The following is a 23,630-nucleotide window of genomic DNA, read 5'->3' as shown; positions in this document are numbered from 1 at the left end:
CGCTGCCAAGACATTGCAGAAGTTACGTGCCGCCCGTCACGCTGGAAATTGTGCATAAGCCGTTGCTTTTATGGATCAGACACAAAACTTACCAAGACCATATCTTAAAGATCGGCCATCGCATCTACCTCACTAACAAAATTAAAAAATATCAAAAAATATAATACGTCCAAATATATACGACAATATAATTAAATTTTTAACATAATTCGCAGATAGCATCAATTCTCTCAGATAAAATATCGCTGACATCACCGTGAATTTTATTGTCTGACCTCTTGGTAAAAGACTCACCCTCAAGAGCCACCCTCCGGACAAGTTCTGACCAAAAACAAATCTCTGCCTCCGCGTGCTCACCGCCAAAAATATAATTCAATATGGGAACACACGCCCCCCCATTCACTACAAACAAGCTATCGAAATCAACATGAATATCAGAGCATTTAGACCAAAGATCTATTGAATCCGACTGAACCCTATATTCTCTAAATAAAAAATCAATTTCCACATCAAACATTCCATTCGATATTAGATCACATATCTCAGAATTCTTGTATCCAGATATTATTTTATTATAAATCCTCCCTTTCATATCGCTCGCTATATAATTCTTATATGACAAAAAATCGCGATTCAGGGTGATTATCGTGAACTCCTCAGTTATGTTTTCCGCGGCCCAATCCGAATATATAAGATGCGAGTGACTGAATTGCCCCGGCAAAAACATCTTGTATGCAGCAAAAAGCGGAATGCCTGTCGGAAACTGATGTATCAGTTTTTGCGACTCATCGAGTCTGTAGCAGTATGTGTCCATATGATCCAGGAAAACACATACCTGCTGCAAACCAATAGCTTTTAATATATTTGACACGATATGCGTCCCGCTTCTCGGCTTACTTATAACCAAGATTGGCTTTTCAGAAAGCGTCCCAGACCTGTGATCAAAAACAACTTTTTTACTTTTATTTTCCATAAAAAGAAATGAAGTTGTGACATTTGTGGCCAAATCACTAACCTGGAGTATTTCTCTAAGGGACGCTTGGTCGTGAAAAATCAACCTTGTAAAGCCGTGATCATAATCATATATTGATCTGTAATTCTTTGATTTATCGACAAGAATACATGCCGGATGGAATCTACGCTTATCACTCATACCTTACACAACCCAACAAGAAGATTCCACAAATTTCCCCTGACACCGACGCCGCGATACTATATTTATTGCGAAAAATTATCAAACAAAATAATTTCGCCAATCGGATCTAAACAACAATTTTTCACTAGTTACCGACATTAAGGCATCAGCTTCGTCCAGTCGGCCGCGCAAAAGTCCGATGTGCTCATTGGCGTGGCTCGCAAATTCCGAGAAAACCTCTCAGATCAACGTCGATTCTGAGAGTTCGCGGAATCACGATTTCTTTCCAATGCCTTAGCGAACTGTATCGACAACATAAAGCGCGGTACCGCGCTAACCGAATTGTTCAAGGCCGACTAATTGGGAAAATTCGCCGATTTTTTAAATCGTCAATTTCGTCGGAGATCTAGTCATTGACTGTCGCTTTCCCTCCGCACGGAACACATAAAATGCATAGGCGCAACGCATTTGCGCTACTCCTATGCCGGGACATCAATTCCAATACGCTGCGCTTACCATATCCGAGTCGATTTCGATCGACTTCGGGCAGAACACCCCTTCCCTATCAGCCCATTCCACCAAGACGAATCTTCCAGTATTGTCTTTGTAAAAGAAGACATATCTGTTCTCACAATTACTTGGCACTAGCTCACCAGTCTCGCCAGACAACATTACCTGCTGACTCGTCGGAAAGACGATCGGACTGGGACTTCTATCGCCCACGGCAACCATGGTAAAACTGGCATTCGGGTTACCTTCTCGCCAACTCAGCAGGGACACGTTAAAACTCTGGTTCGAAACCTCGGATCTGGTTCGCAAGAATATGTCCGAGAGCTCCCTCCCGTTGCCACAAAGAAATTCAAAGCACTTCAATTTATCGTGCAGGAAGTTCTTTGCGGATTTGTACTTCAGAAACCTATCCGCGCCGCACCTCCATCTCCCGTCTGCCGCCTGATCGGAAAATTTCTTGGCCACACTCTCCCAACCGAAATGATCTTCACCATCCATGTCAGCATAATGAATATCCATCGGGATTATCTCGACATCACTGGAAATTAGATTTCTTAGCAGCCCGATTGCTTCACCCAAATATCCGGCCGCCCCTCGACGCAAGACGTCCGCGTACGAATGCATGTACACCTGCATCGCCTTCCACCCACCTAGGGCGATGTGCCGGTTCAGTCCTTCAGCATGGTATTGCAGAGGAACGTATATCGCATCATCATTGACATCTCCCACCAGCGTAATTCCGCGAAGAACCTCATAAAGCGAAGACTCAAGGTATAGATTAGGAATGAGTCTCAAAACGAAGTCGTAGTTCTCCCCGGAGCGCTCCACCAATTCGAAACATCTTTGCATACTATGCAAATTGCCCAATCCGTCAACCACTTCGTCCAGCTGAAGATAATGGCTTTCCCCGCGAACATTCGAGGCGATGGCATTCAATATCTCTTTCGGTTTCTCTTCGAAATTAAACGCCTTCGGCTTTAACGCATTCAGAATCATTGCCTCGTCAGAATTACGCCAGCCATGGACAAATATATCGCAATCGCAGCCAGTGAGGAAGCCCACTAGACTCTTTATCCACCCCAATGGTCCGATGAACCTCGATTTCGAGGCGCGAGCAAAATCCCCGCTAATGCATATGGCGATTTTTTTTTTCAACCAACCCAGATGAGCCGACGAAGTAAATGCCACAACACCAGGTAGATTTTCATACCCAGCAACTTGCTCTCCGTTGATATAAAGTGGCTCGATTCGAAAAAATGGAATATCGTATTCCTCAAAAAATTTCGAAATCAATCCGACATCTTCAGCCCGAAGAGTATATGTAAGATGGTCGGCGCCCAAAAATGACAACAACGGTGCCCCGAGATCATAGCGATCTGATATCTCAGCAGGCACGAGTCGTTTCCACTCAGCCTCAAAATCCAAGAAACGATATTCTTCCGAATATTTGTTTTCCAGAAAAAGGTAATATAAGATATTCTCAAATATCGGATTATTCAGCGAAGGATTGGTCAAAAAATCCTTCAATCTGGGCGACAACAAAGACATCAGTTCCACGACTTTGCTGGACTCATAGAACCAGGTATTAAGTTCCATATATCCGCGATCGCCTGCGGAAACTCCTAAAAGGTTCCCACACTGCTGCGTGACGAGGTCGACCAACCCCCCCGCCCAGCCGCCGCCCCGGCGACAGGTTTTAGAGTAGAAAACATATTTTTTCTCTGCATACTTCTTTACGATGTCTTCGATATGGAACTTTTTAAAAAATAATGTTTCGCTATCGAGAACGACTGACCACTCCGACTTGGCACTCAGCAATCCACCGACCTTCTTTATCGCCTGAAACGTAAATTTCCCGGCAGAATGTAAAAATTGTGAAGATGATTCAGCCACGTCGAACTGACGCAGCACATCCTCCGTCGTCACAACAGAAATCTCGACACCGCGTCCCTCGAGGACATCGCGAAATAAATCAATATTCGTCTGTTCAAGAACGACAACAATCCTTAGTTTTGCTACATCAATGCAGTAGCGCTCGATCGAAGCGATCAGATCGCGAAACTGCCTGTAGTGCGCTTCATATGATGGGACGACTACGGTGTACGAACCCTTATCAAACTCGCTCTTCATGATTTTCAGCCGCAGTAAGAGTTAATCAAGCCGCCATCTTTTTGACGCACGCCTTGATTGACAAATTCTTATAGATGCTTTTCAAAAAAATTGTCACCGGATTTTTTGCGTCGACGAAAAACCAGTTGGCGCGCTCCCTCATCTTCCTGGAAATCCGCCGCCCGAGGAAAAGACCATACAGAGAAAGAATGCTCTTGAAATACAAGGGTAACTCGTGAAACCCTAGCCCATTGATCAACAGAAAATCTCCGCCTCCGCCAATAACGAAAGAGCCATGCTTCGTTCCTTCGGCAGTAGTCGCCGGGCGGTTTTCCAACGGGGCCGCCGCTTCATTTGACTGAAGCGAAGTGCCGCGATAAGCCTGATCAAATCCCGGAGCAATCGTGAAAGAAGTTTCTCTTATTTCCCCCATTTCGCTTTTTCTTCTCAACAAGGTAGAACTGGATTTATCGTGAATTACGATGTGCTCCACGGCCATCTCATGCACACCACGGACAATCTCGACGATAAGTTCTAGGTCACATCCAACTTCATCCGCAACAGAAAATGGCAACAAGATCGACTGCTGCCTCAATTCCGCGTGCGACAAATATCTCTCAGCAAGACACGTCTTTCCGTGCTCCAAGGTCACCCTTGCAACGACCTGTGGATTGACTCCCTCGATTGTTGTAATCAGAAATTCAGCAACGTACTGCCCGCGAGGCAGATTTATATACGGCCCATGAACCAAGACTCCACTCGTATCACGGTTAAATGCAGGCAAAACCACTGCGCCATTCAGTTTTACGCCGGTTTTCGTGGAGAGTTTGTAGGCATCGAATTTCTTTGGGAATGCATATTCCTCATACCCGAAAGAACCCCACGGTCGATACAAGATATCGCTAGATTTTACTGCCCCGTTTGAAACCAAAGACTTCCACGCCGTCCGGTTGATGAAAAACCAGTAAACTCGAGCCTGGTCCCGGCCCGCGACAGCATATTTTTCAAATACGAAACCAGCTTGTTCCTGGTCACACACCGAGAAGTTATCCTTGAGTATTTCGATACTCAGCTCTCGACTCGACGTATCGTTGTGATACTCAAGCCGCATTTCCGGAAAGTCTTTCGAAAATGCATTAAAAATCAAATGCTGTTCGATGGCGACGCGTCCGTAGTGATTTCGCTCGATATCGCGAGATCCAGCAACATGCGTATTGTATTTATAATAATGAATATCTTTTACCGGATAGCTTGGAACATCCCAGATTTTGCGGACATCCACCAGCAATCCGAAATGGAGCCAGTCGTTATAATGAAACGGATAACGCTCCACTCCATACGGATTCATTGTAAACGTACTTGCTATCAGAACCCGTTCCTTAAGAACGGCGGCTTTTCCACGAGGATATAAATTCGCCTCCTCATATTGCGCAACAAAGTCATCGGTCGCGAAAAGGATATCATTCCGGATTCGCAACACATATTTTCCCGTCGCCAGTGACAGCCCTTTTTTGGCCGCCGCCAGCTGCAAATTCGCGTTAAATGTGTTGGTTCGACCAATGACGTTGGCAGGCAGAGGGAGCGCGGCATCCGCAAAGGCGATTCTATCGCAAGTCGCCTCGAGCATTTCGAGTGCCGAACCTACGTCCCATTTTTTTCGCCCAGCCGCATTCAGCCTGACAGGGTCGCTGCCGCGCAGAAAAATATCACTACTGGTGACAACACAGATAATTTCTGAAAGCGGAAATAGGCTGCGCCAGTGCGTACATATATTCGCGACCTCGACTACATTTGACTCTGAAACCCCTCCCTGCACTACAATGCTTAGCATCCCCTCAGCGCACATTTTCTTTTGCAACTCACCGGCACCGGCAGCCGCAGTCACCTGACCCGTCGTATCCAACTTATTCTCCAAATTCATATTAGACATTCGCATCAGTAACGATCACAGTCAGATGGGAAATTCACCGATGCGTGGATGACTGCCGCACAAAAATCTGCCATCACGTCAAAGCGACTCATAAATGCAAATCGCTTCATCAACCGTTTCGCAAACCTTAAGCGCGCCGTCATGCAGGATCGCAGCCTTGTCGCAGTGATTCCTAATCAAATCCGTCTGGTGAGCCACGATGATCATCGCGCGATCACCGCGCTTTTCAAATAATTCCACGTTGCACTTCTGGTGGAACCGATGATCACCAACCGACATTCCTTCATCGATAAGAAAGCAGTCAAACTCGATGGACATTGAAATAGCAAACGCCAACCGCGAAGCCATCCCCGAAGAATATGACTTCACAGGCTCATCCAGATACTCCCCCAGTTCAGCAAAATCCTCTACCAGTGCCAGCGCCCTTCTATAATCCACGTTGTACACGCGAGAAACCAGCCGGACATTGTCTTTTCCAGTCAGGCTACCCTGAAATGTTCCGCCGAATGCCAGCGGCCAGGAAACCGACATATTCTTGATCACATCGCCAGAGTGCGGATGATCTGAGCCACTAATAATACGGATCAACGTGGACTTCCCGGCACCGTTCCGCCCGAGGATGCCCCACTTTTCTCCAGCCTCAACCTTTAGATTGACGCCTTTCAGGATCTCGCGCTCCGACCGTCCGTGATGAATAGGGTAGCGCTTAAAAACATTACGCAATTCGATCATTATCCACTCTCAATTCAATTGTACGCGCCGAATCGCAAAATGCGAAATCGAAAGCGAAAAAAGAGTAAAGAACGAAAGCACTGCCACGGTATAATCCAGATGATATAAAGTCTCCATTCTCGAACCGTAATACCCGTGATGGAAATATTCAACGGCATCGATCAATGGAAAATAAGTCAACATCTCTCCGATATGATGCGGTAACAAATACGTCGGGAGAAAAACCCCAGTAAACGGAAGCATCAAATACAGGATCAAATGCGAGATCCGCTCAACCGTATCACTCAACTCCGACAACGCCGCCATCAAGACCACAAAATTGAATGAGAACCACACTACCAAGAAGAATCCCAGGATCATGGTCAACAAATCCGCCGGAGCCTGGCAGATACCTATCACGACGAGAACCGTGTAGAGCACAAAAAAGGAGGCTGTTGCACCCGCGAATTCCAGAATAATTCTGGAGTAAATGATATCCATCGGGCGAATCGGCTTGTAATGCAGAAGCGAACGATTATATTCAATCGCTTTCAGTACCCGACCAGTACTGTTTCTCCAAAAGAGAATGGTCGGGTAGCTTACCGCCAGATACTCCGCGACGTTATATTTCGCCATTCTTTCTGTCTGCGAAAAAATAACCATCACGCCCACTACGAACATCGCGGGCTCGGCCATCATCCACAGCACGCCCAGCCCTTCCCGGCCAAAGCGTGTGATCATTTCCCGCATAACCAGCGCCCATAGAACCCGGCGCTGAATACCCAGTTGTTTCCAGAAAGTCGGCTGTTGTTGCTCAACGGTCATAGTGCTCTCTCACTCCACCAATCACGATCGTCAACACGCCCCAGAGAATCAAACCCAACAGGAAGGTCGCCAGAATATTCCGGCCCCGGCGAGGCGCCATGGCGCGATCGGGCAGGCTCGGATCCGAAATGCGCTCGAGATAAAGCTGCTTGCGTTCGGCCTCGACTCGAGCCTGCTCCAGCGAAGTAATCGCGCTGGCAAGAATCTTGTCCGCGAATTCCTTCTCCAGCGTCAGTTGCTGGAACGTTGCGGCCTTACTGGCCAGAGAATGTCCCGGCTCACCAGCAATGTTCCGGTTGATCTTATCGATTTCCTGCTGCAGGACAGTCGCACGCTCCTGCAGGCTAGGCAGCCCCGGATTCGCAGGAGACAGTCGCTGCATCTCCGCAATCTGCACACGCGTGGCAATCAGATCGTCCTGAAGCTTGCCGACTTGCTGCAGTGGAACGGACGACTGGCGTTCGGGGTCGATCACACCTGCGGAATTACGATAGCTCGCCAGTGCCAGGGTGGCGACACGATCATGTTCCTTTGCAACCTCCACATCACGCTGCGCGGCGTTCATCAGATCCTGCCGCGCACGCTCGTTCATCTGATTCACGATCTGCTCGCTCAGGTCGAGCAATTGCTTATTCATACGCCAAGCGAGATCGGCGTCAAATGCATCCGTGCTCAGCGTAACGATGGAGGAACTGCTATCAATCTCGGCCGTTACAATTTTCTTGCCGTAATAACGATAAAAATCCTCCATGCTGTTTTCTCCGCCGAACGGCGAAAACCGGTTCACGAGGTCGATCGAATCCTTGCCGAAGGCGTCCTTGATATGCAGGCGATCGTCCAGCACCTTCAACGCATCACGGGACTCGATATAGTCCTTAACCGTATAGGAATCGTTATTCGATTGGGAAAACCCGCTCACCCCCTTGAGCAAGCCGCCGAGCGCCGAGGTATTGTTGTTTTCCGGGCTACGAATCAAAAAACTGCTGACCGACGTATATTGATCGCTCGCAACAAGCCCGAAATAAATGATCGAGATGGCGGTAGGAAGTACGACTGTCAGCAGGAACAATCGGTTGATACGCTGAAAAAATTTCATAACCATTCGCAAAATTCTTTTTTCAAGGTCCCGGCTCTTTTATTTAAACGTTTGAACGCCGTAGACCACCGGATAAACCAAGGAGAACACTAGGTTCAGCACCTTCTGAGCATCGGCAACCGGTGCATCCGAGATGTATAAAACGTCCTTGTTCTCCATCACGAAACTCTGGGCGACAAAAAACGCATCGGGGTTTTTAAGGTCGATCCGATAAACGACCGGAACCTTGCCTTCTGCTGTGGTACGCACCGGCTGACTCGGCCAGCTCAGCGCGTTCGCGTCCTCGAAACGAAAGACATAAACACCCTTGGCATCCGAGCGGTTATCATCCAGACCGCCGGCGCGCGCCAAGGCCTGGGCAAGATTGATCCCTTGCGCCTCAAAATTGACTTCCGAGTTCTTGCCCGCTGCGCCAAGCGCCGTAAAGCTGTACGGCTGGAACAGCGCTGTCACAACATCACCCGCCTTAAGCGGCACGTTCTGGCGCGGATTGCGAATCACGGTCTGCAAGGGTTCCGAGGCAACCGTATTACCACGAGTCACCTGGATCATGATCTTGTCCACGGGCTGTTTTACGCCGCCGGCGGATGCAAGCGCGTCCAGCACGCGCTCCCCGCGTGCGCTGAGCGGCATGCGGGTGCTATTGGACACGTCACCCACGACGGTCACATAAGACGTTTCATTATTGATCAGGCGCACCAGCACCTGAGGATCATGCGCCAGCGGTTTCAGACGCACTGCGATATCTGCCTGCAATTGGGTGGGGGTACGGCTGGCAGCCCTCACTTCGCCGAGAAACGGCACGGAGATATCGCCATCCCCGTTCACTACCTGTTCAGGTAGCGTGGTTACACGCGCTCCGCTCGGCACTCCGGACACAGATATTTCGGCTGCACCGCCACTAAACAACGTAGCAGGAGGCGCTTCCCAGATAGAGACGACCACTCTATCGCCCACACCTAGCTGCTGCTGAAAAACATAATTGCCTCCGAGAACGGCCGCGAAGTCATCTTTGCCCCGTTGCGAAAAAAGCCTACGGGCAACCTGGTCGGTCACATCGACAATTTGGATCCCGTTCTCGTTATTCCGCGCACCAGCCTCATCGACCTGTGCGCGGGATGGCCCCGCCGACGGAACCCACGCACAAGCCCCCAAACCCAACATGCTGCCTACGGCAACTGCCAACCACGTACTACGATAGAAGCTCAACATATTATTGTGATCCGTTCTTTCAAAAAGCCGTTTCCATTGCTTCGCGATGAGGAATCAGCCCATTTCATTGTTGATGCCGTTTACCACAGATAGCACCGATTTCCGCATCCTGTTGTACGAGCAAGTCCTGCCCACAATACTAAAAATTACGTCAAATATTTCCGGGTGGTCCTGAGCAGCGTCCGCCTCGCGTTGCTTGCAATTCGGTGGAGCACGGCGGCCTCATGCAGATACCATGCACGCTACGTGGTCGCTGCACCCGATGGGCCTAAAGTCTGTTGACAAATTCAAATTAGCCATATGAACGCGGCAGCGAGGGCGATGAATGCCGAGTAACGCTCGGATAGTTTGTCGGATCGCATGGCGATTCGACGAAATTGCTTGATGCGTGCAAAGGAACGTTCCACCAGATTACGGGAGCAGTACAGATGTTTGTCCAGATCACGCTGTTCCAGTCGACTGGCGCGACTCGGAATGACGATCTGCACCTAGAGCGTATGCGGATGTGGTATCAGCGCGTCCGCATCGTATGTTTTGTCGACCTCGAGGATGGCAGGCATCACGTCTCCCGGCAATGCCATGGCTTCGGGTTAGTCGCCAGCTTGACCGCCCGTGAGGCGGAATTTTGCAAGCATGCCCAAGCCATCAACCAGCGCGTGAATCTTCGTGCTGAGCCCGTCGCGAGAGCGACCCAGTGCATGATCTCCCCTTTTTTGGGTGTGCCGGCAGCATCAGTTAAAACAATACGAGTAGACAGACGCGACATTTGTTGAAACAGCCGGCAAAGTTAGCAAGCAAAACTTTCGGCGCGAATTGTCTCATGCACTCGGGTAGAATGGCACGCTGTGATTGAAAATCAACACTAGCAATTTCAAAAAGTTCCGCGCGCTAACTCACATATCACCCAACAATCTCGTGTCACCCCTCTTTCTGGACATTTCGCGCTTGCTCACGCGCCTTTACGACGGGCTTTTGCCAACGGGCGTGGATCGGGTAGGCCTCGCGTATATTCAAAAGTACGGCGCGAGAGCGCACGCCGTTCTCAGCGAACGGGGCTTTTCCACGGTTTTAACTGAACGAGACTCGCAGCAAACGTTTGCATGGCTTCTCTCATCCACATGCAATCGAAATGCAATCCGTGCACTTGTCGCCCGTGCGTGCCTTAATCGGCTGCGAGAAACAAAACTTCGCGGAATTCTGTTGCACACTAGCCACAATGGGATGGAATTTGGACGTTATTACAGGGCAATGACAAGGCGCCAGATTCGCCCCGTCTTCATGCTCCACGATTTAATCCCTCTAACCCACGCCGAGTACTGCCGCCCTGGCGTCGACGCAACACATCGGTACCGCGTTCACACCGCACTAAGGCATGCCAGTGGCTTGATCGCAAACTCCCAAGCCACACTAGACTCGCTCGCCACCGAAGCGCAAAGCGCTAATCTTTGGCTGCCCCCCACCGTTGTCGCGCGCCTCGCCTCGGGCGTCGCCGCGCGCAAGCTCGCGCCGCGCCCGCTTCTCACCCCTTACTTCGTCATGCTTGGCACCATCGAGCCGCGCAAAAACCACTGGTTTATGCTTCACGTCTGGCGCCGCCTCGTTGAACAACTCGGCGCAGAAGCACCAAAGCTCGTGGTAATCGGCCGCCGCGGTTGGGAATGCGAAAATGTGATCGATATGCTGGAGCGTAGCGAACCGCTAAAAGGCGTCGTAATAGAAGAAGCCCACTGCTCCGACGAAAAGCTGCACGCGTATCTACAACACTGCCAGGCGCTGCTCTTTCCGTCGTTCGTTGAAGGCTACGGCATGCCACTCGCCGAAGCACTCGCGCTGAAAGTACCGGTACTCGCGAGCGATCTCGCCGTCTTCCACGAGATCGCCGACGACATTCCCGACTATCTGGATCCACTCGACGGCCCCGGCTGGCTCGCGCGCATTCAGGCCTACGCACAAGCGAATAGCCCCGAGCGCGACGCGCAGCTAAGCCGCATCGAACGATTCCGAGAGCCCACGTGGGCCGAGCATTTCGAACGCGTCGACGCCCTTCTGGAAACGCTGCGCTAAATGGAGCAACGCGTCATCGCCAACGAACAGGCATCTGGGAACCTCGCAATCGATCTGCGCAGTCTGACGCGCGGCTTTCGTCTCTGGAGCGGACTCCGTCAACGGAACGTCGAGCATGTATGGATCGATCGTTGGTATGGGCGTATTGCATTGTGGGTCGCATGTCTACTCCGCAAGCAAATCAACGCCGCGTGGCCCGGGCCGGTCTGGTCGCGTGGACCGTCCGGCACGCCTCTGTTGTCATGGTTTTCGATGCCGCTTGCCGATGCCAGCCCGGAGACATTCGCCACCGCGCTGAACGAAGCACTCGCGAGCGCAACAGAACGGAATCGCAGTTCCCAAACCGCCTTCCAATCGCAACGGTTGATGCAACGGTTCGCGCGCAGTCACGCATCGGCAATACGTGACTCGCAATCCTGCTGCCCCGTCGCGCTACTCGAACCACGAAGCAAGGAACGCGTACTGCTGATCGACGAACGCATACGCTCAAAAGGATCGAGCGCAACCGCGGCGCGCTATTCGCCCAAAACTTTTGCGCGAATGCTGCAATCCGCGATGAGCGCTCATCCACACGCCGAATTCTGGATTGCTCAGTCGAACGATCCAGGACGAGGCCGCTGGGTGTCCACATCATCGGAACCGATGCTGCCCGTCGGCACAAGACGCCTCGCCGACCACGAATCCCTGTGCGCCGCTCTGCCTCACGTCGATCACGTCTACACGCTCGGCGCGTCGGAAGGCATGCATGCGCTGTTGGCCGGCGCACGTGTTCACGTATTCGGCGCACCGTATTACGCGGGCTGGGGCCTGACGCACGACGATCAGCCCTTGCCAAACCGCACCGCGCGCCCCACGCTCGCCACCTTGTTCAACGTGGTGTTCGTCCGCTCGACGCGCTATCTGAATCCGTCCACGCATGCTGCCGGCACGCTCGACGATCTGCTCGACAGCATCGAGCTGCAGCATGCAGTCCAGCAACGCTTCGCCGATCTGCACGCCGTAGCGGCACTACGTTTTCAATGGTGGAAGCGCCCGTTCGCGACGCCATACATCACCGCGGGCAATTCGGCATTACGGTGGACCGCCGAACCGCAATCGGTGCAAGCCCACGAGTGCGCGGTCCTGTGGGGCGCGCGCAGCGCAGACGGCCTCGCGCCGGAAATTCGTCGCGTCCGAATCGAAGACGGCTTCTTCCACTCGACAGGTCTCGGTTCCGACAGGATCGCGCCGCGCAGTCAGGTGATCGATCGCCGCGGACTGTACTTCGACGCCAGCCAGCCGAGCGATCTCAGCGTGCTGCTCAACGAAACGGTGTTCAGCGAAGCAGAGTTGGCGCGCGCCGCGGCACTTCGCAACAAGGTCGTGCAACTCGGCGTCACCAAGTACAACCTCGGCCGCCGGCGCCCTGCATGGACCGCAACGTCGGGCAAGCAAATCGTGCTGGTCCCCGGCCAGGTCGCGGACGATGCATCGATCCGCCTCGGCACGCGCGCAATCGGCACCGCCGATGCGCTGCTGCGCGAAGTCCGCCGCCTGCGTCCCGACGCATTCGTCGTCTACAAACCGCATCCCGACGTGCTATCAGGCAATCGCAATGGTCTGATCGACGCGCAGCAACTCGCCGACGTCGTCGATACCGAAGCGGACCTGCTGTCGCTCGTCGATGCGGCTGATGAAGTTCACACGCTCTCGTCGCTTGCGGGCTTCGACGCGCTGTTGCGCGGCAAAGCGGTGTTCACCTACGGGCTGCCGTTCTACGCGGGCTGGGGACTCACCCACGACGCGCTCGCGCCGCTGCCGTGGCGTCATCGCACATTGACGCTCGACATGCTGTGCGCGGGCGTGCTGCTGCGCTATCCACTGTACTTCGATTGGAAAACCCGTCTCTTCACGACCCCGGAAGCCGTGGTCGAACAACTCGCACCACAAGCCGCACGGCCGCTCGAAAAAGTACGCGGCAACCGGATGCGGCCGCTTCTCAAAGCTTTTCGCTGGAGCCGCAATGCAATTCGCCACGCCATATGGCGCCTTCAGCAAAAGCGCGCGCCACGAGCATAGTAAAAAAACAACCGTCCAGACAAAACAAAAGCCCCGCAAGATCGAAATCTTGCGGGGCTTTTTTCCGAGGCTGACGCTAAAGCGTTATCCGCCTAGCGCGACATCATATTCATGCTGACGTTATGCAACACCCACAACGTCCCGCCAACGACGATAACAGCGGTCAGCACGGTGAACGCAAACGCCGTCACGTTCCAGCGCTGCGACGACGACGTGTTCATGTGCAGGAAGAACACCAGATGCACGAGGATCTGCACGAACGCGAGACCCGCGATCGCGAGCAACGCGCTCTGGCCCGTCAACGTGCCGGTCATCACGAGCGCGAATGCCGCGACGGTCAGAATGACGGAGAGCACGAAGCCCGCCGTATAGCTGCCGAAGCTGCCGTGACCGCCTTCCGAGTGTGCGCCATGGGCGCTATGACTATGGTCCATTTAGATCACGCTCGCAAGATAGACAAAGGTGAAAACGCCGATCCACACGACGTCGAGGAAGTGCCAGAAAAGGCTCAGGCACGTCAGACGGATCATGTCGCGTTCGGTCAGGTCGCGATGACGCATCACCTGCAGCGCCAGCACCACCATCCAGATCAGGCCGAACGTCACGTGCAGACCGTGCGTGCCGACCAGCGTGAAGAACGACGACAGGAACGCGCTGCGGCTCGGACCCGCGCCTTCGGCGATCAGGTGCGAGAACTCGCGCATTTCCAGCACGAGGAACGCGAGGCCCAGCAGGAACGTCACGCCGAGCCAGCCGAGCAGCACGCCCTTGCGGTTCTTGTGCGCGCCGAGCATCGCGAAGCCGTACGTGATACTTGAGAGCAGCAGCATCGTCGTTTCAAGTGCGACGCCCGGAATCTCGAACAGGTCCTTGCCGCTCGGACCGCCCGCGAACTGGTGGCTCATCACCGCGAACACCGCGAACAGCGCCGCGAAGAGGATGCAGTCGGTCATCAGGTACAGCCAGAAACCGAACACCGAGTGCGACGGCACATGGTCCGGCGCGAGTTGCGGCTCAACCGCAATTGTCTTCTGTAACATCAGTCCACCTCCAGCGCGACCTGCTTGCCGGCGCTTGCGCCGACACCGGCCACGGCACCAGCACCGCCGTTGCGATTCTCTTCAATCAGCGCGACAGTGTCGGCAGGAATGTAATAGCCGTCGTTGTCCATGAAGCTGTAGATGATCACGGTGGCGATCGCGCCGACCGCGCCAACGATCGCAAGCCACCAGATGTGCCACACACCGGCAAAACCGAGCACCAGCGAGAACAGACCCACCAACAGACCCGCGGACGTATTCGACGGCATGTGAATGTCGCGATACGCCGGCACTTTCACACCGCCCTTGCGCGACTTCATTTCGGTGAACGCGTCGAGCGAGCGGACGTCCGGGATGTGCGCGAAGTTATAAGCCGGCGGCGGCGAACTCGTCGCCCATTCCAGCGTATGACCGTCCCACGGATCGCCCGTGAGGTCGCGGTTTTCCTTCAGGTTGCGATCGCGGATGCTGACGACCAGTTGCAGCAGTTGGCAAGCGATACCGATCGCGATCAGCACCGCGCCGAACGCGGCGGCGATCAGCCACGGATGCCAGGTCGGGTTGTCGTAGTGGTTCAGACGACGCGTCATGCCCATGAAGCCGAGCACGTACAGCGGCGTGAACGCAACCCAGAAGCCGATCTGCCAGAACCAGAACGCGGCCTTGCCGAGCTTCTCGTTCAGCTTGAAGCCGAACGCCTTCGGGAACCAGTAGTTGAAGCCGGCCAGATAGCCGAACAGCACGCCACCGATAATTACGTTATGGAAGTGAGCGATCAGGAACAGGCTGTTGTGCAGCATGAAGTCCGCGCCCGGAATCGCCAGCATCACACCGGTCATACCGCCGATCGTGAAAGTGATGATGAAGCCGATCGTCCACAGAACCGGCGTCGTGAATTGCAGACGGCCCTTGTAGATCGTAAACAGCCAGTTGAACACTTTGACGCCGGTCGGAATCGAAATCACCATCGTCGCGATGCCGAAGAACGCGTTCACGTCCGCGCCCGAACCCATCGTGAAGAAGTGGTGCAGCCACACGAGGAACGACAGCACCATGATCGCGCAGGTCGCCCATACCATCGTCTTGTAGCCGAACAGCGGCTTTTTAGCGAAGGTCGCGACGACTTCCGAGAAGATACCGAACGCCGGCAGGATCAGGATGTACACCTCGGGGTGACCCCATGCCCAGATCAGGTTCAGGTACAGCATCGCGTTGCCGCCGGCATCGTTCGTGAAGAAGTGCATGCCGAGGTAGCGGTCGAGACCGAGCAGCGCGAGCGTGACGGTCAGGATCGGGAACGACGCCATGATCAGCACGTTCGCGCACAACGAGGTCCACGTGAACACCGGCACCTTCATCCACGACATGCCCGGAGCGCGCATCTTCACGATCGTCACGAAGAAGTTCACACCGGTCAGCAACGTGCCGATACCAGAGATCTGCAGGCTCCACAGGTAATAGTCGACGCCTACACCAGGGCTGAACTGCAATTCCGACAACGGCGGATAAGCGAGCCAGCCCGTCTGTGCGAATTCACCGATCACCAGCGAGATGTTGATCAGGATCGCGCTGACTGCCGTCATCCAGAAGCTCAGCGAGTTGATGAACGGGAACGCGACGTCGCGCGCGCCGATCTGCAGCGGCACGACGATGTTCATCAAACCGATCATGAACGCCATCGCCATGAAGAAGATCATGATGACGCCGTGCGCGGTGAAGACCTGGTCGTAGTGATGCGGTGGCAAAAAGCCCGGGCTCAGGTACGACAGCGCCAGCTGCATACGCATCATGATCGCGTCGGCGAAGCCGCGCAGCAGCATGATGAACGCAACGAAGATGTACATGACACCGATCTTCTTATGGTCGACGGACGTCAGCCATTCGGTCCACAGGTAGCGCCATTTGCCGAAATACGTGATCCCGGCGAGCACCGCCAGCGCGGCGAGTACCATCCCGCCGCCCGCCGTAACGATGATGGGCTCGTGATACGGAATCGCATCGAGAGTTAGTTTTCCGAACATGAGTTACCCCTTAGGCGCACAGTTGGCGTCTTTCATGTTGTCGATGACGTTGCCGTTGTTGTAGCGGGCAATGATGTTGTTGAAGAGCTTCGGATCGACCGTCGAGAAGTACCGCACCGGGTCCTTTTCGCTCGGCTCGGACACCGCGTGATAGCGGTCCATGTCGAGGCGGTCCGACGAAGCGCGGACCTTCGCAACCCAGGCATTGAAGTCTTCAGGCGACGTCGCGAGCGTGCGGAACTTCATGTCCGAGAAGCCCTTGCCGCTGAAGTTTGCCGAGGTGCCCGCGTAGTCGCCGGCGTGATCGGCGATCAGGTGCAGGCGCGTCTGCATGCCCGCCATCGCGTAGATCTGGCCGCCCAGCTGCGGGATGAAGAACGAGTTCATCACCGTGTCCGACGTGATCCGGAAGTTCACCGGCGTGCCGACCGGGATCGCGAGCTGGTTCACCGACGCGATGCCGAGGTCCGGATAAATGAACAGCCACTTCCAGTCGAGCGCGACGACTTCGACGTTGATCGGTTTGACCTGCGACTCGAGCGGACGATACGGATCGAGCTCATGCGTGCTCTTCCACGTCAACACGGCGAGAAACAAAATGATCAGCGCCGGAATGGTCCAGACGGCAACTTCGATCGCGGTGGAATGCGTCCAACCTGGACGGTATTCGGCGTTGCTGTTCGATGCGCGGTAACGCCACGCGAAAAACAGTGTCATCAGAATGACCGGCACCACGACGATCAGCATGGCCCACACCGAAGTCGCGATCAGATCACGCTCCGCGAGTCCCACACTCCCCTTCGGATTCAGAATATCGAGGTTGCTGCAACCCGAAAGCAGCAATATGAGGCTGGCGGAAATGAAACTTGCCGGCCTTCTCAGCGTCCGTCCTTTCATATCCACTGCCTCGTTTTTTTGACTTCAACGAACGTCATTCGACGGCTCTCCATTAATAAGCGCTCGCATAATAGGGGGGCATCGGATGCTAATAAACACTCCATTTAGCAACGATCTATTGCGTCGCGACGCAGTGCGACACGTTGCCGCATTTCCCCGCACACCCTATTCACCAGCGTCGTTTGCGACGCTTCGAAACGAAGCATCGAAAAGCTGACGCATCGCAAAAGTCCCCTGAAATACGCGCTAAAAATCGCTGGACGCGCAGCGGTTTTTCGACGTACTGCAACACGCATGCATTCACAAAGGGATTGATAACGACGCGCAAAAGCGCAAGAGCGTCGCCGCATCCTGACGCGCGAATGCGACAACGACTCTTGCGCTCTGTTCTGTTAACCCGGCGTGTGCATGGCGACGGGAGCCGGTCCGGGCGCCGCTGCCTGCAGATGCTCGCCGCCCTCCGTCGGCACGGAATCCGAAGGCAGCGCCGAGCGTTCCGATTGCGCGAGCAGCGTGCCGACCGACGGATCGATCGCATCGGTGAAAGGCTTCGGGTCGAGACCGATCGCGAGCACCAGCAGCGCCAACGCACCGAGCAGCGCGAACTCGCGCTTGCCGAGGTCCTTCAGCTTCGCGACGCGCGCGTTGGCGATCGCACCGAAGATCACGCGCTTGTACATCCACAGTGTGTAGGCCGCGCTCAGGATCAGGGTGGTCGCGGCGATCGCACCGATCCAGAAGTTGAAGCGGATCGCGCCCATCAGCACCATGAATTCGCCGACGAAACCCGACGTGCCCGGCAGACCGATGTTGGCCATCGAGAACAGCATCACGAAAGCGGCAAAGCGCGGCATCGTGTTGGCGACGCCGCCGTATTCGGCGATCGACGCGGATTTCGTGCGGTCGTAGAGCATGCCGGTGCACAACAGCATCGCGCCGGACACCACGCCGTACGAGATCATCTGCACGATTGCGCCGGACTGGCCGAAGCGGTTGAAGACGAACAGACCGAGCGTGACGAGGCCCATATGCGCGACCGTCGAATACGCGAGCAGGCGGCGCATGTCGGTCTGCACGAGTGCGAGCAGGCTCGAATAGATCACCGCGACGAGCGACAGCGTGATCATCATCGGCGCGAAGAAATGGCTCGCTTGCGGCGCGATCGGCAGCGCAAAACGCAGCAGACCGTAGCCGCCGATCTTCAGCATGCCGATCATCACCGCGGCGCCCGTCGGGCCGTCGAGGTGCACGTCGGGCAGCCACGTGTGCAGCGGCCACATCGGCACCTTCACGCCGAACGCGGCAAGAAAGCCGAGGAAGATCAGCGCCTGCGGCACCATGTCGAGGTGCGCTTCGCGCCACACGGCGAGGTCGAAGCTGTGCGTCTGGCTATACAGGTAGAGCAGCGACATCAGCATCATCAGCGAGCCGAGGAACGACACGAAGAAGAACTTCACCGCCGCGTACGTGCGGTTCTTGTGACCGTAGATGCCGATCAGCAGATACAGCGGGATCAGCGTCGCCTCGAACGCAATGAAGAACATCATGCCGTCGAGGGACGTGAACACACCCTGCATGAAGCCCGACAGCATCAGGAACGCGCCGAAGTACTGGGCGGTGCGCTGCGTGATCGACTCCCAAGATGCGATCACGATGATGATCGTCGTCAGCGCGGTCAGCGCGACGAGCCACAGCGAAATCCCGTCGATTCCCACATGCCATGCGATATCGAACGTCGGCGACCAGCGGACGTTCTCGACGAACTGCATCGAGGTCACGTCGTTACGGAAACTCGCCACGAGCGGGATCACCGGCAAGAAACCCGCCACCGCGCCGATCAGCGCGAGCCAGCGCGTGCGATTACGCGCCGCGTCCGACCCGGCGCGCAGAACCACGAACCCGGCGACGATGGGGATCCAGATGAGAAGACTTAGGAGAGGCAATGGCATGTGCTCTGTCAAAACTTGAAGTACAAAACGCCCCGTCAACGCCCCTGAAACGAACAGGCATTGAAATGGAAATGTAAGTCGGAGTTCGCTGAAATTGACGCGTGGAGGGGTTTCCCGCTACACGTTTACCCGCTGCCGACTGACCAAGGTGGGAGATTACCAAGATAAGAATAATTTTGCATCGCAACAGCCGCGAAATCCGCGCCACAATACATTGTTGCGACGTGGGCGCTTGCAAAAGGCATCGAAATGTGCGCTTGCACATTGTTACAAAGGCGTCGTTAGGCCTCGGCAGTTTGGCAGCAAAAGCTGGCAATTACCCGGAGGTTGGCCGCTGTTAGACATTCGCTGTTTATGGGGCTGGTTCGACTGGAACGGATCGTGCTGTCCAGTGCTTTTTGACGGTCGGGGACGAGCGGCAACCAACAAAAATTTGCCTCGTCGGCGATAAAAAAATTTTTGTACGGGCGGTCTAAACCGACCGGCGAGGAGGTCGCTAGCGGTGCCGCGCGCCTCGATCAAGGTGCGCGGAAAATGTTCCACTCCAGGCGCACGAATCTTCCGTTTTCCTTACACAGACCAGCGCCGCGCCATGGTAACTGCTGCAGAAACTCGCGCGGCGAGGCACACTCAATTCGCGCAGCGGGCTCCCCTCGCCCGACTCCTTTTCCGGACCTCCTCGCATGGCGCTTCGTGACGACGTCGTACCCGCACTCGAATGCCGTGGCTTGAGCAAGCGGTACGGCACCGGCCGCATCGTGCTCGCGCAGCTCGACTTCACACTTGCAGCGGGCGAGTTCGTCGCGATCATGGGCGACTCGGGCGTCGGCAAGTCGACATTGCTCAACCTGATCGCCGGGCTCGACCGCGCCGATAGCGGCAGCGTGCTAATCGACGGACGCCCGGTCGAGCAACTCGACGACAACGCCGCGACGAGACTGCGGCGCCAGAAGCTCGGCTTCGTGTTCCAGGCGTTTCACGTGCTGCCGCATCTGACGCTCGCGCAGAACGTCGCGCTGCCGCTGCTGCTCAATGATCTACCGACGGCCGCCGCGCTCGACATGCTCGCGGCGGTCGGCCTCGGCGGACGCGGCGACGACTTTCCGCGCGATCTCTCCGGCGGCGAGTTGCAGCGTGTAGCCATTGCACGCGCACTCGTGCATCGTCCGACGCTGCTTCTCGCCGACGAACCGACCGGCAACCTCGACCCTGCCACCGCGCGCGACGTGCTCGGCCTGTTCCGCGCGCAAAGCAAGGCAACCGGCGCGGCGACGATCATGGTCACGCATTCGGAGGCCGCGGCCGCCGTGGCCGACCGCGTGTTGATCCTGAGCGAGGGCGACTTGCATGGCGCGCGCGATAAGGCCGCGAACGTCGCCCACGCCGCGGCCCGCTCGACCCACGATGGCCGTTGATCTTCGTCCACTGCCGCGCGCGCCGGGATATCGTGTTCTCGCGCGCTGGCTGATGGTCGCGGAATGGCGCAGTCATCGCGGACGCGCACTCGTCGCCATCGCGACGATCGCGCTAGGCGTCGCGCTCGGCTACGCGGTGCAATTGATCAACAGCGCCGCCTTCAACGAATTCTCGGCGGCCGCGCGCAGTCTGTCAGGCGAAGCGGATTTGCAGGTGCGCGGCGCGCAGCCTTTCGTCGACGAGTCCCTCTATCCGCGACTCGCCAACGAACCGGGCGTGGTGCTGGCTAGTCCCGTGCTCGCGCTCGACGTCGCGGTGCCGGGCCGCACCGGTGCACTGCCCGTTCTCGGCATCGACGTCTTCAAGGCGAGGTCGATCACGCCCGATCTGATCGGCGTGCCCTCGCCCGATCGCCCGTTCGACACGCTCGCCTCCGATGCGATATTTCTGTCGACGGCCGCGCAGCAATGGCTGAACGTCAAGACCGGCGACGACGTCACGCTACGCAGCGGTACGTCGGACCTGCATCTGCGCGTCGCGGGTGGGCTCGTGCGCACGCGGCCGGGTCAACGGCTCGCGGTGATGGACATCGCCGCCGCGCAATGGCGATTCGGCAAGGTGGGCAAGCTGACGCGCGTTGACGTGCAACTCGCACGCGGCGTCGATCGGCAACGCTTCAAACGCGATCTGCAACAGCAGCTCGGCAGCACATGGGTAGTCGCCGAGACGCGCGACACTGAGAGCCGCACCGATCGCCTGTCGCGTGCTTACCGGATCAACATGAACGTGCTCGCGCTGGTCGCGCTGTTCACGGGCGCGTTCCTCGTGTTTTCGACTCAGGCACTCGGTGTCGTGCGACGCCGATCGCAATTCGCGATGCTGCGCGTGCTCGGGCTCACGCGAGCTCAGCTATTGCGGCAGATCCTGCTTGAAGGCGCGCTGCTCGGGTTGCTCGGCTCGTTGTGTGGACTTGCGCTCGGCTACGCGATGGCCAGCGGTGCGCTGCGCTTCTTCGGCAGCGATCTCGGCGGCGGCTATTTTCCGGGCGTGCAACCGCGAGTCGGTTTCGAGCCGCTCGCGAGCGCGGTGTTTCTCGCGCTCGGGGTCGCGGTGTCGGTGTTGGGCAGCGTAGCGCCCGCTATCGACGCTGCCCGCGCACGGCCTGCCCCGGCACTCAAGGCCGGCGCCGAGGAAAGCGCATTGGCGCGGCTCGCCACGCCGTGGCCGGCGTTCGGCTGTTTGCTGGCGGCCGCCGCGCTGACGCGCGTGCCGCCGTGGTTCGATGCGCCGATCGCCGGTTATCTGGCGGTCGCGTTGCTGCTCGTCGGCGGCATTGCGCTGATGCCGCGCGTGACCGCGCTGATATTCGGCGCGGCAGGCCGCGCGCGCGGCACGCGACGCCGCGCGGGCGCGACGGGCACGCTCGCGATTGCGCGTCTCGCGAATGCGCCGGGGCAGGCGTCGATCGCGATGGGCGGCGTGCTGTCGAGCTTCGCGCTGATCGTCGCGATGGCGATCATGGTGGCCAGCTTCCGCGTGTCTGTCGACGACTGGATCACGCATCTGCTGTCCGCCGATCTGTATGTGCGCGTAGCGTCGGGCGGCAATAGCGGCGACAGTGGCGGCTTGCGGCCCGACGAACAGACGCGCATCGCGACGGTGCCCGGCATCGGCAACGCCGCGTTCGCGCGCATCACACGTCTGACGCTCGATCCCGCGCGCCCGGACGTCGCGCTGCTCGCCCGCGAAATCGATGCGACCGATCCGGGCGCGACTCTGCAGATGACCGGCGCGGTGCTGCCGCCGTCCGCGCTTCGCGCCGGCGACATACCTATTTGGGTCTCCGAAGCAATGATCGACCTGTATGGGTATGAGTTAGGTCAACATGTGCGGTTGTCGCTCGGCGAGCATGGCCAGACGTTCGTCGTAGCCGGCGTCTGGCGCGACTACGCGCGGCAGAGCGGCGCGATCCAGATACGGCTTGCCGATTATCGGCGGCTGACCGGCGACTCCACCGCAACCGATGTCGCCGTGAGCGTCGAGCCGGGCGTGAATGTCGAACGCGTCGTCGCAAGTTTGAAGGCGCTGCCGTTCGGCGCTTCGCTCGAGGTGTCGCAACCGGGCGAGATCCGTGCGCGCACGCTGGTGATCTTCGATCGCAGTTTCGCGGTCACGTATCTGCTCGAGGCGGTGGCGATCGTGATCGGATTGTTCGGCGTCGCAGCGACGTTTTCCGCGCAGACGCTCGCGCGCGCCCGTGAGTTCGGGATGTTGCGCCACGTCGGGGTGACGCGCGCGCAGATTCTCGCGATCCTCGCTTCGGAGGGCGGTCTGCTCACCGCATGCGGCATTGCGCTCGGTTTCGCGCTTGGTTTCGCGATCAGCCTGATTCTCGTGTTCGTCGTCAATCCACAGTCGTTTCACTGGAGCATGTCGCTGCATGTACCGTGGTTCGTGCTGGGCACAGTCGCGTTGGTAATGCTGGTGCTGTCGTGTACGACGGCGGTGGTCGCGGGACGCGGCGCGGTGTCGGTGGATGCAGTGCGCGCGGTGAAGGAGGACTGGTGATGCCAGCTGCACGGCGTGCGTGGAAAATTCGGTTGATCTGGGATAGCGCGGCCATTCGCGAGGTTTGCTCTGCGCTTGATGGCTGCGCA

At 56.4% G+C, this 23,630-nt stretch carries 18 protein-coding genes; 5 read left to right on the top strand and 13 right to left on the bottom strand.

What is annotated here, in order from left to right; genetic code table 11:
* Positions 1–199 precede the first annotated feature (199 nt).
* From OKW28_RS01645 to OKW28_RS01610, 8 genes are all read right to left on the bottom strand, one after another.
* On the bottom strand, positions 200–1,153 hold the full coding sequence (locus OKW28_RS01645; RefSeq protein WP_429443391.1) for a hypothetical protein: 954 nt from the start codon (positions 1,151–1,153) through the stop codon (positions 200–202).
* A gap of 474 nt (positions 1,154–1,627) precedes the next feature.
* The gene (locus OKW28_RS01640; RefSeq protein WP_429443388.1) at positions 1,628–3,775 is read right to left on the bottom strand and encodes a hypothetical protein; all 2,148 of its coding nucleotides are present in this window, start codon (positions 3,773–3,775) and stop codon (positions 1,628–1,630) included.
* A gap of 25 nt (positions 3,776–3,800) precedes the next feature.
* Positions 3,801–5,657 (bottom strand): WavE lipopolysaccharide synthesis family protein, encoded by a 1,857-nt coding sequence (locus OKW28_RS01635; RefSeq protein ID WP_429443385.1) that lies wholly within the window; start codon positions 5,655–5,657, stop codon positions 3,801–3,803.
* A 105-nt stretch (positions 5,658–5,762) separates the two neighbouring features.
* Positions 5,763–6,416 carry an ABC transporter ATP-binding protein gene (locus tag OKW28_RS01630; protein ID WP_429443382.1) on the bottom strand — a complete coding sequence of 218 codons (654 nt, stop codon included), beginning with the start codon at positions 6,414–6,416 and terminating at the stop codon, positions 5,763–5,765.
* 9 nt (positions 6,417–6,425) lie between these two features.
* Positions 6,426–7,220, bottom strand: coding sequence for an ABC transporter permease (locus OKW28_RS01625; protein WP_429443380.1), 795 nt, complete (start codon positions 7,218–7,220; stop codon positions 6,426–6,428).
* A complete protein-coding gene (locus tag OKW28_RS01620) occupies positions 7,210–8,316 on the bottom strand; it encodes a hypothetical protein (protein WP_429443377.1) in 1,107 nt (368 codons plus the stop codon). Before OKW28_RS01620 ends, OKW28_RS01625 begins: the two co-directional genes overlap by 11 nt.
* A gap of 39 nt (positions 8,317–8,355) precedes the next feature.
* The gene (locus OKW28_RS01615; RefSeq protein ID WP_429443374.1) at positions 8,356–9,528 is read right to left on the bottom strand and encodes a polysaccharide biosynthesis/export family protein; all 1,173 of its coding nucleotides are present in this window, start codon (positions 9,526–9,528) and stop codon (positions 8,356–8,358) included.
* Between the two features lie 287 nt (positions 9,529–9,815).
* On the bottom strand, positions 9,816–9,935 hold the full coding sequence (locus OKW28_RS01610) for a hypothetical protein (RefSeq protein WP_429446809.1): 120 nt from the start codon (positions 9,933–9,935) through the stop codon (positions 9,816–9,818).
* Positions 9,936–9,956: 21 nt separating this feature from the next.
* Here OKW28_RS01610 and OKW28_RS01605 point away from each other — a divergent pair, with 21 nt between their 5' ends.
* The 3 genes from OKW28_RS01605 (at position 9,957) to OKW28_RS01595 (ending at position 13,650) form a co-directional block, all read left to right on the top strand.
* Positions 9,957–10,301: a hypothetical protein gene (locus OKW28_RS01605; protein ID WP_429446995.1), complete on the top strand. Its 345-nt coding sequence runs from the start codon at positions 9,957–9,959 to the stop codon at positions 10,299–10,301.
* Positions 10,302–10,443: 142 nt separating this feature from the next.
* Positions 10,444–11,592: a glycosyltransferase family 4 protein gene (locus tag OKW28_RS01600; RefSeq protein ID WP_429446807.1), complete on the top strand. Its 1,149-nt coding sequence runs from the start codon at positions 10,444–10,446 to the stop codon at positions 11,590–11,592.
* On the top strand, positions 11,593–13,650 hold the full coding sequence (locus OKW28_RS01595) for a capsular biosynthesis protein (RefSeq protein ID WP_429443371.1): 2,058 nt from the start codon (positions 11,593–11,595) through the stop codon (positions 13,648–13,650).
* 92 nt (positions 13,651–13,742) lie between these two features.
* On the opposite strand, the gene cyoD is transcribed toward OKW28_RS01595, so the two are convergent.
* The 5 genes from cyoD to OKW28_RS01570 all read right to left on the bottom strand — a co-directional run bounded on the left by cyoD (position 13,743) and on the right by OKW28_RS01570 (position 19,557).
* Entirely contained in the window at positions 13,743–14,084 is a 342-nt protein-coding gene (gene cyoD, locus OKW28_RS01590) for a cytochrome o ubiquinol oxidase subunit IV (protein WP_429443369.1), read from the bottom strand.
* The gene (cyoC, locus tag OKW28_RS01585; RefSeq protein ID WP_429291152.1) at positions 14,085–14,690 is read right to left on the bottom strand and encodes a cytochrome o ubiquinol oxidase subunit III; all 606 of its coding nucleotides are present in this window, start codon (positions 14,688–14,690) and stop codon (positions 14,085–14,087) included.
* Positions 14,690–16,711: a cytochrome o ubiquinol oxidase subunit I gene (gene cyoB, locus OKW28_RS01580; RefSeq protein WP_429443367.1), complete on the bottom strand. Its 2,022-nt coding sequence runs from the start codon at positions 16,709–16,711 to the stop codon at positions 14,690–14,692. The genes cyoC and cyoB overlap by 1 nt, the downstream gene beginning before the upstream one ends.
* Before the next feature lie 3 nt (positions 16,712–16,714).
* A complete protein-coding gene (gene cyoA / locus OKW28_RS01575) occupies positions 16,715–17,608 on the bottom strand; it encodes a ubiquinol oxidase subunit II (protein WP_429443365.1) in 894 nt (297 codons plus the stop codon).
* A 392-nt stretch (positions 17,609–18,000) separates the two neighbouring features.
* Positions 18,001–19,557: an NADH-quinone oxidoreductase subunit M gene (locus OKW28_RS01570; RefSeq protein ID WP_429443363.1), complete on the bottom strand. Its 1,557-nt coding sequence runs from the start codon at positions 19,555–19,557 to the stop codon at positions 18,001–18,003.
* A gap of 683 nt (positions 19,558–20,240) precedes the next feature.
* On the opposite strand from OKW28_RS01570, the gene OKW28_RS01565 reads away from it, so the two are divergent.
* Positions 20,241–20,972, top strand: a complete 732-nt coding sequence (locus tag OKW28_RS01565; protein WP_429443361.1) for an ABC transporter ATP-binding protein — start codon at positions 20,241–20,243, stop codon at positions 20,970–20,972.
* Positions 20,962–23,541 carry an FtsX-like permease family protein gene (locus OKW28_RS01560; RefSeq protein WP_429443358.1) on the top strand — a complete coding sequence of 860 codons (2,580 nt, stop codon included), beginning with the start codon at positions 20,962–20,964 and terminating at the stop codon, positions 23,539–23,541. Before OKW28_RS01565 ends, OKW28_RS01560 begins: the two co-directional genes overlap by 11 nt.
* Positions 23,542–23,630: the final 89 nt, after the last annotated feature.

It is taken from the genome of Paraburkholderia sp. 40, from assembly GCF_050434105.1.
GTDB classification, from domain to species: Bacteria; Pseudomonadota; Gammaproteobacteria; order Burkholderiales; family Burkholderiaceae; genus Paraburkholderia; species Paraburkholderia tuberum.
This window is presented reverse-complemented; position numbering and strand designations above follow the sequence as displayed.

Bases quoted from the DNA above. Each gene is read 5' to 3' on its own strand.
- OKW28_RS01645 (WP_429443391.1), bottom strand. From the start codon at position 1,153: ATGAGTGATAAGCGTAGATTCCATCCGGCATGTATTCTTGTCGATAAA.
- OKW28_RS01640 (WP_429443388.1), bottom strand. From the start codon at position 3,775: ATGAAGAGCGAGTTTGATAAGGGTTCGTACACCGTAGTCGTCCCATCA.
- OKW28_RS01630 (WP_429443382.1), bottom strand. From the start codon at position 6,416: ATGATCGAATTGCGTAATGTTTTTAAGCGCTACCCTATTCATCACGGA.
- OKW28_RS01625 (WP_429443380.1), bottom strand. From the start codon at position 7,220: ATGACCGTTGAGCAACAACAGCCGACTTTCTGGAAACAACTGGGTATT.
- OKW28_RS01620 (WP_429443377.1), bottom strand. From the start codon at position 8,316: ATGAAATTTTTTCAGCGTATCAACCGATTGTTCCTGCTGACAGTCGTA.
- OKW28_RS01615 (WP_429443374.1), bottom strand. From the start codon at position 9,528: ATGTTGAGCTTCTATCGTAGTACGTGGTTGGCAGTTGCCGTAGGCAGC.
- OKW28_RS01605 (WP_429446995.1), top strand. From the start codon at position 9,957: ATGTTTGTCCAGATCACGCTGTTCCAGTCGACTGGCGCGACTCGGAAT.
- OKW28_RS01595 (WP_429443371.1), top strand. From the start codon at position 11,593: ATGGAGCAACGCGTCATCGCCAACGAACAGGCATCTGGGAACCTCGCA.
- cyoD (WP_429443369.1), bottom strand. From the start codon at position 14,084: ATGGACCATAGTCATAGCGCCCATGGCGCACACTCGGAAGGCGGTCAC.
- cyoC (WP_429291152.1), bottom strand. From the start codon at position 14,690: ATGTTACAGAAGACAATTGCGGTTGAGCCGCAACTCGCGCCGGACCAT.
- cyoB (WP_429443367.1), bottom strand. From the start codon at position 16,711: ATGTTCGGAAAACTAACTCTCGATGCGATTCCGTATCACGAGCCCATC.
- cyoA (WP_429443365.1), bottom strand. From the start codon at position 17,608: ATGAAAGGACGGACGCTGAGAAGGCCGGCAAGTTTCATTTCCGCCAGC.
- OKW28_RS01570 (WP_429443363.1), bottom strand. From the start codon at position 19,557: ATGCCATTGCCTCTCCTAAGTCTTCTCATCTGGATCCCCATCGTCGCC.
- OKW28_RS01565 (WP_429443361.1), top strand. From the start codon at position 20,241: ATGGCGCTTCGTGACGACGTCGTACCCGCACTCGAATGCCGTGGCTTG.
- OKW28_RS01560 (WP_429443358.1), top strand. From the start codon at position 20,962: ATGGCCGTTGATCTTCGTCCACTGCCGCGCGCGCCGGGATATCGTGTT.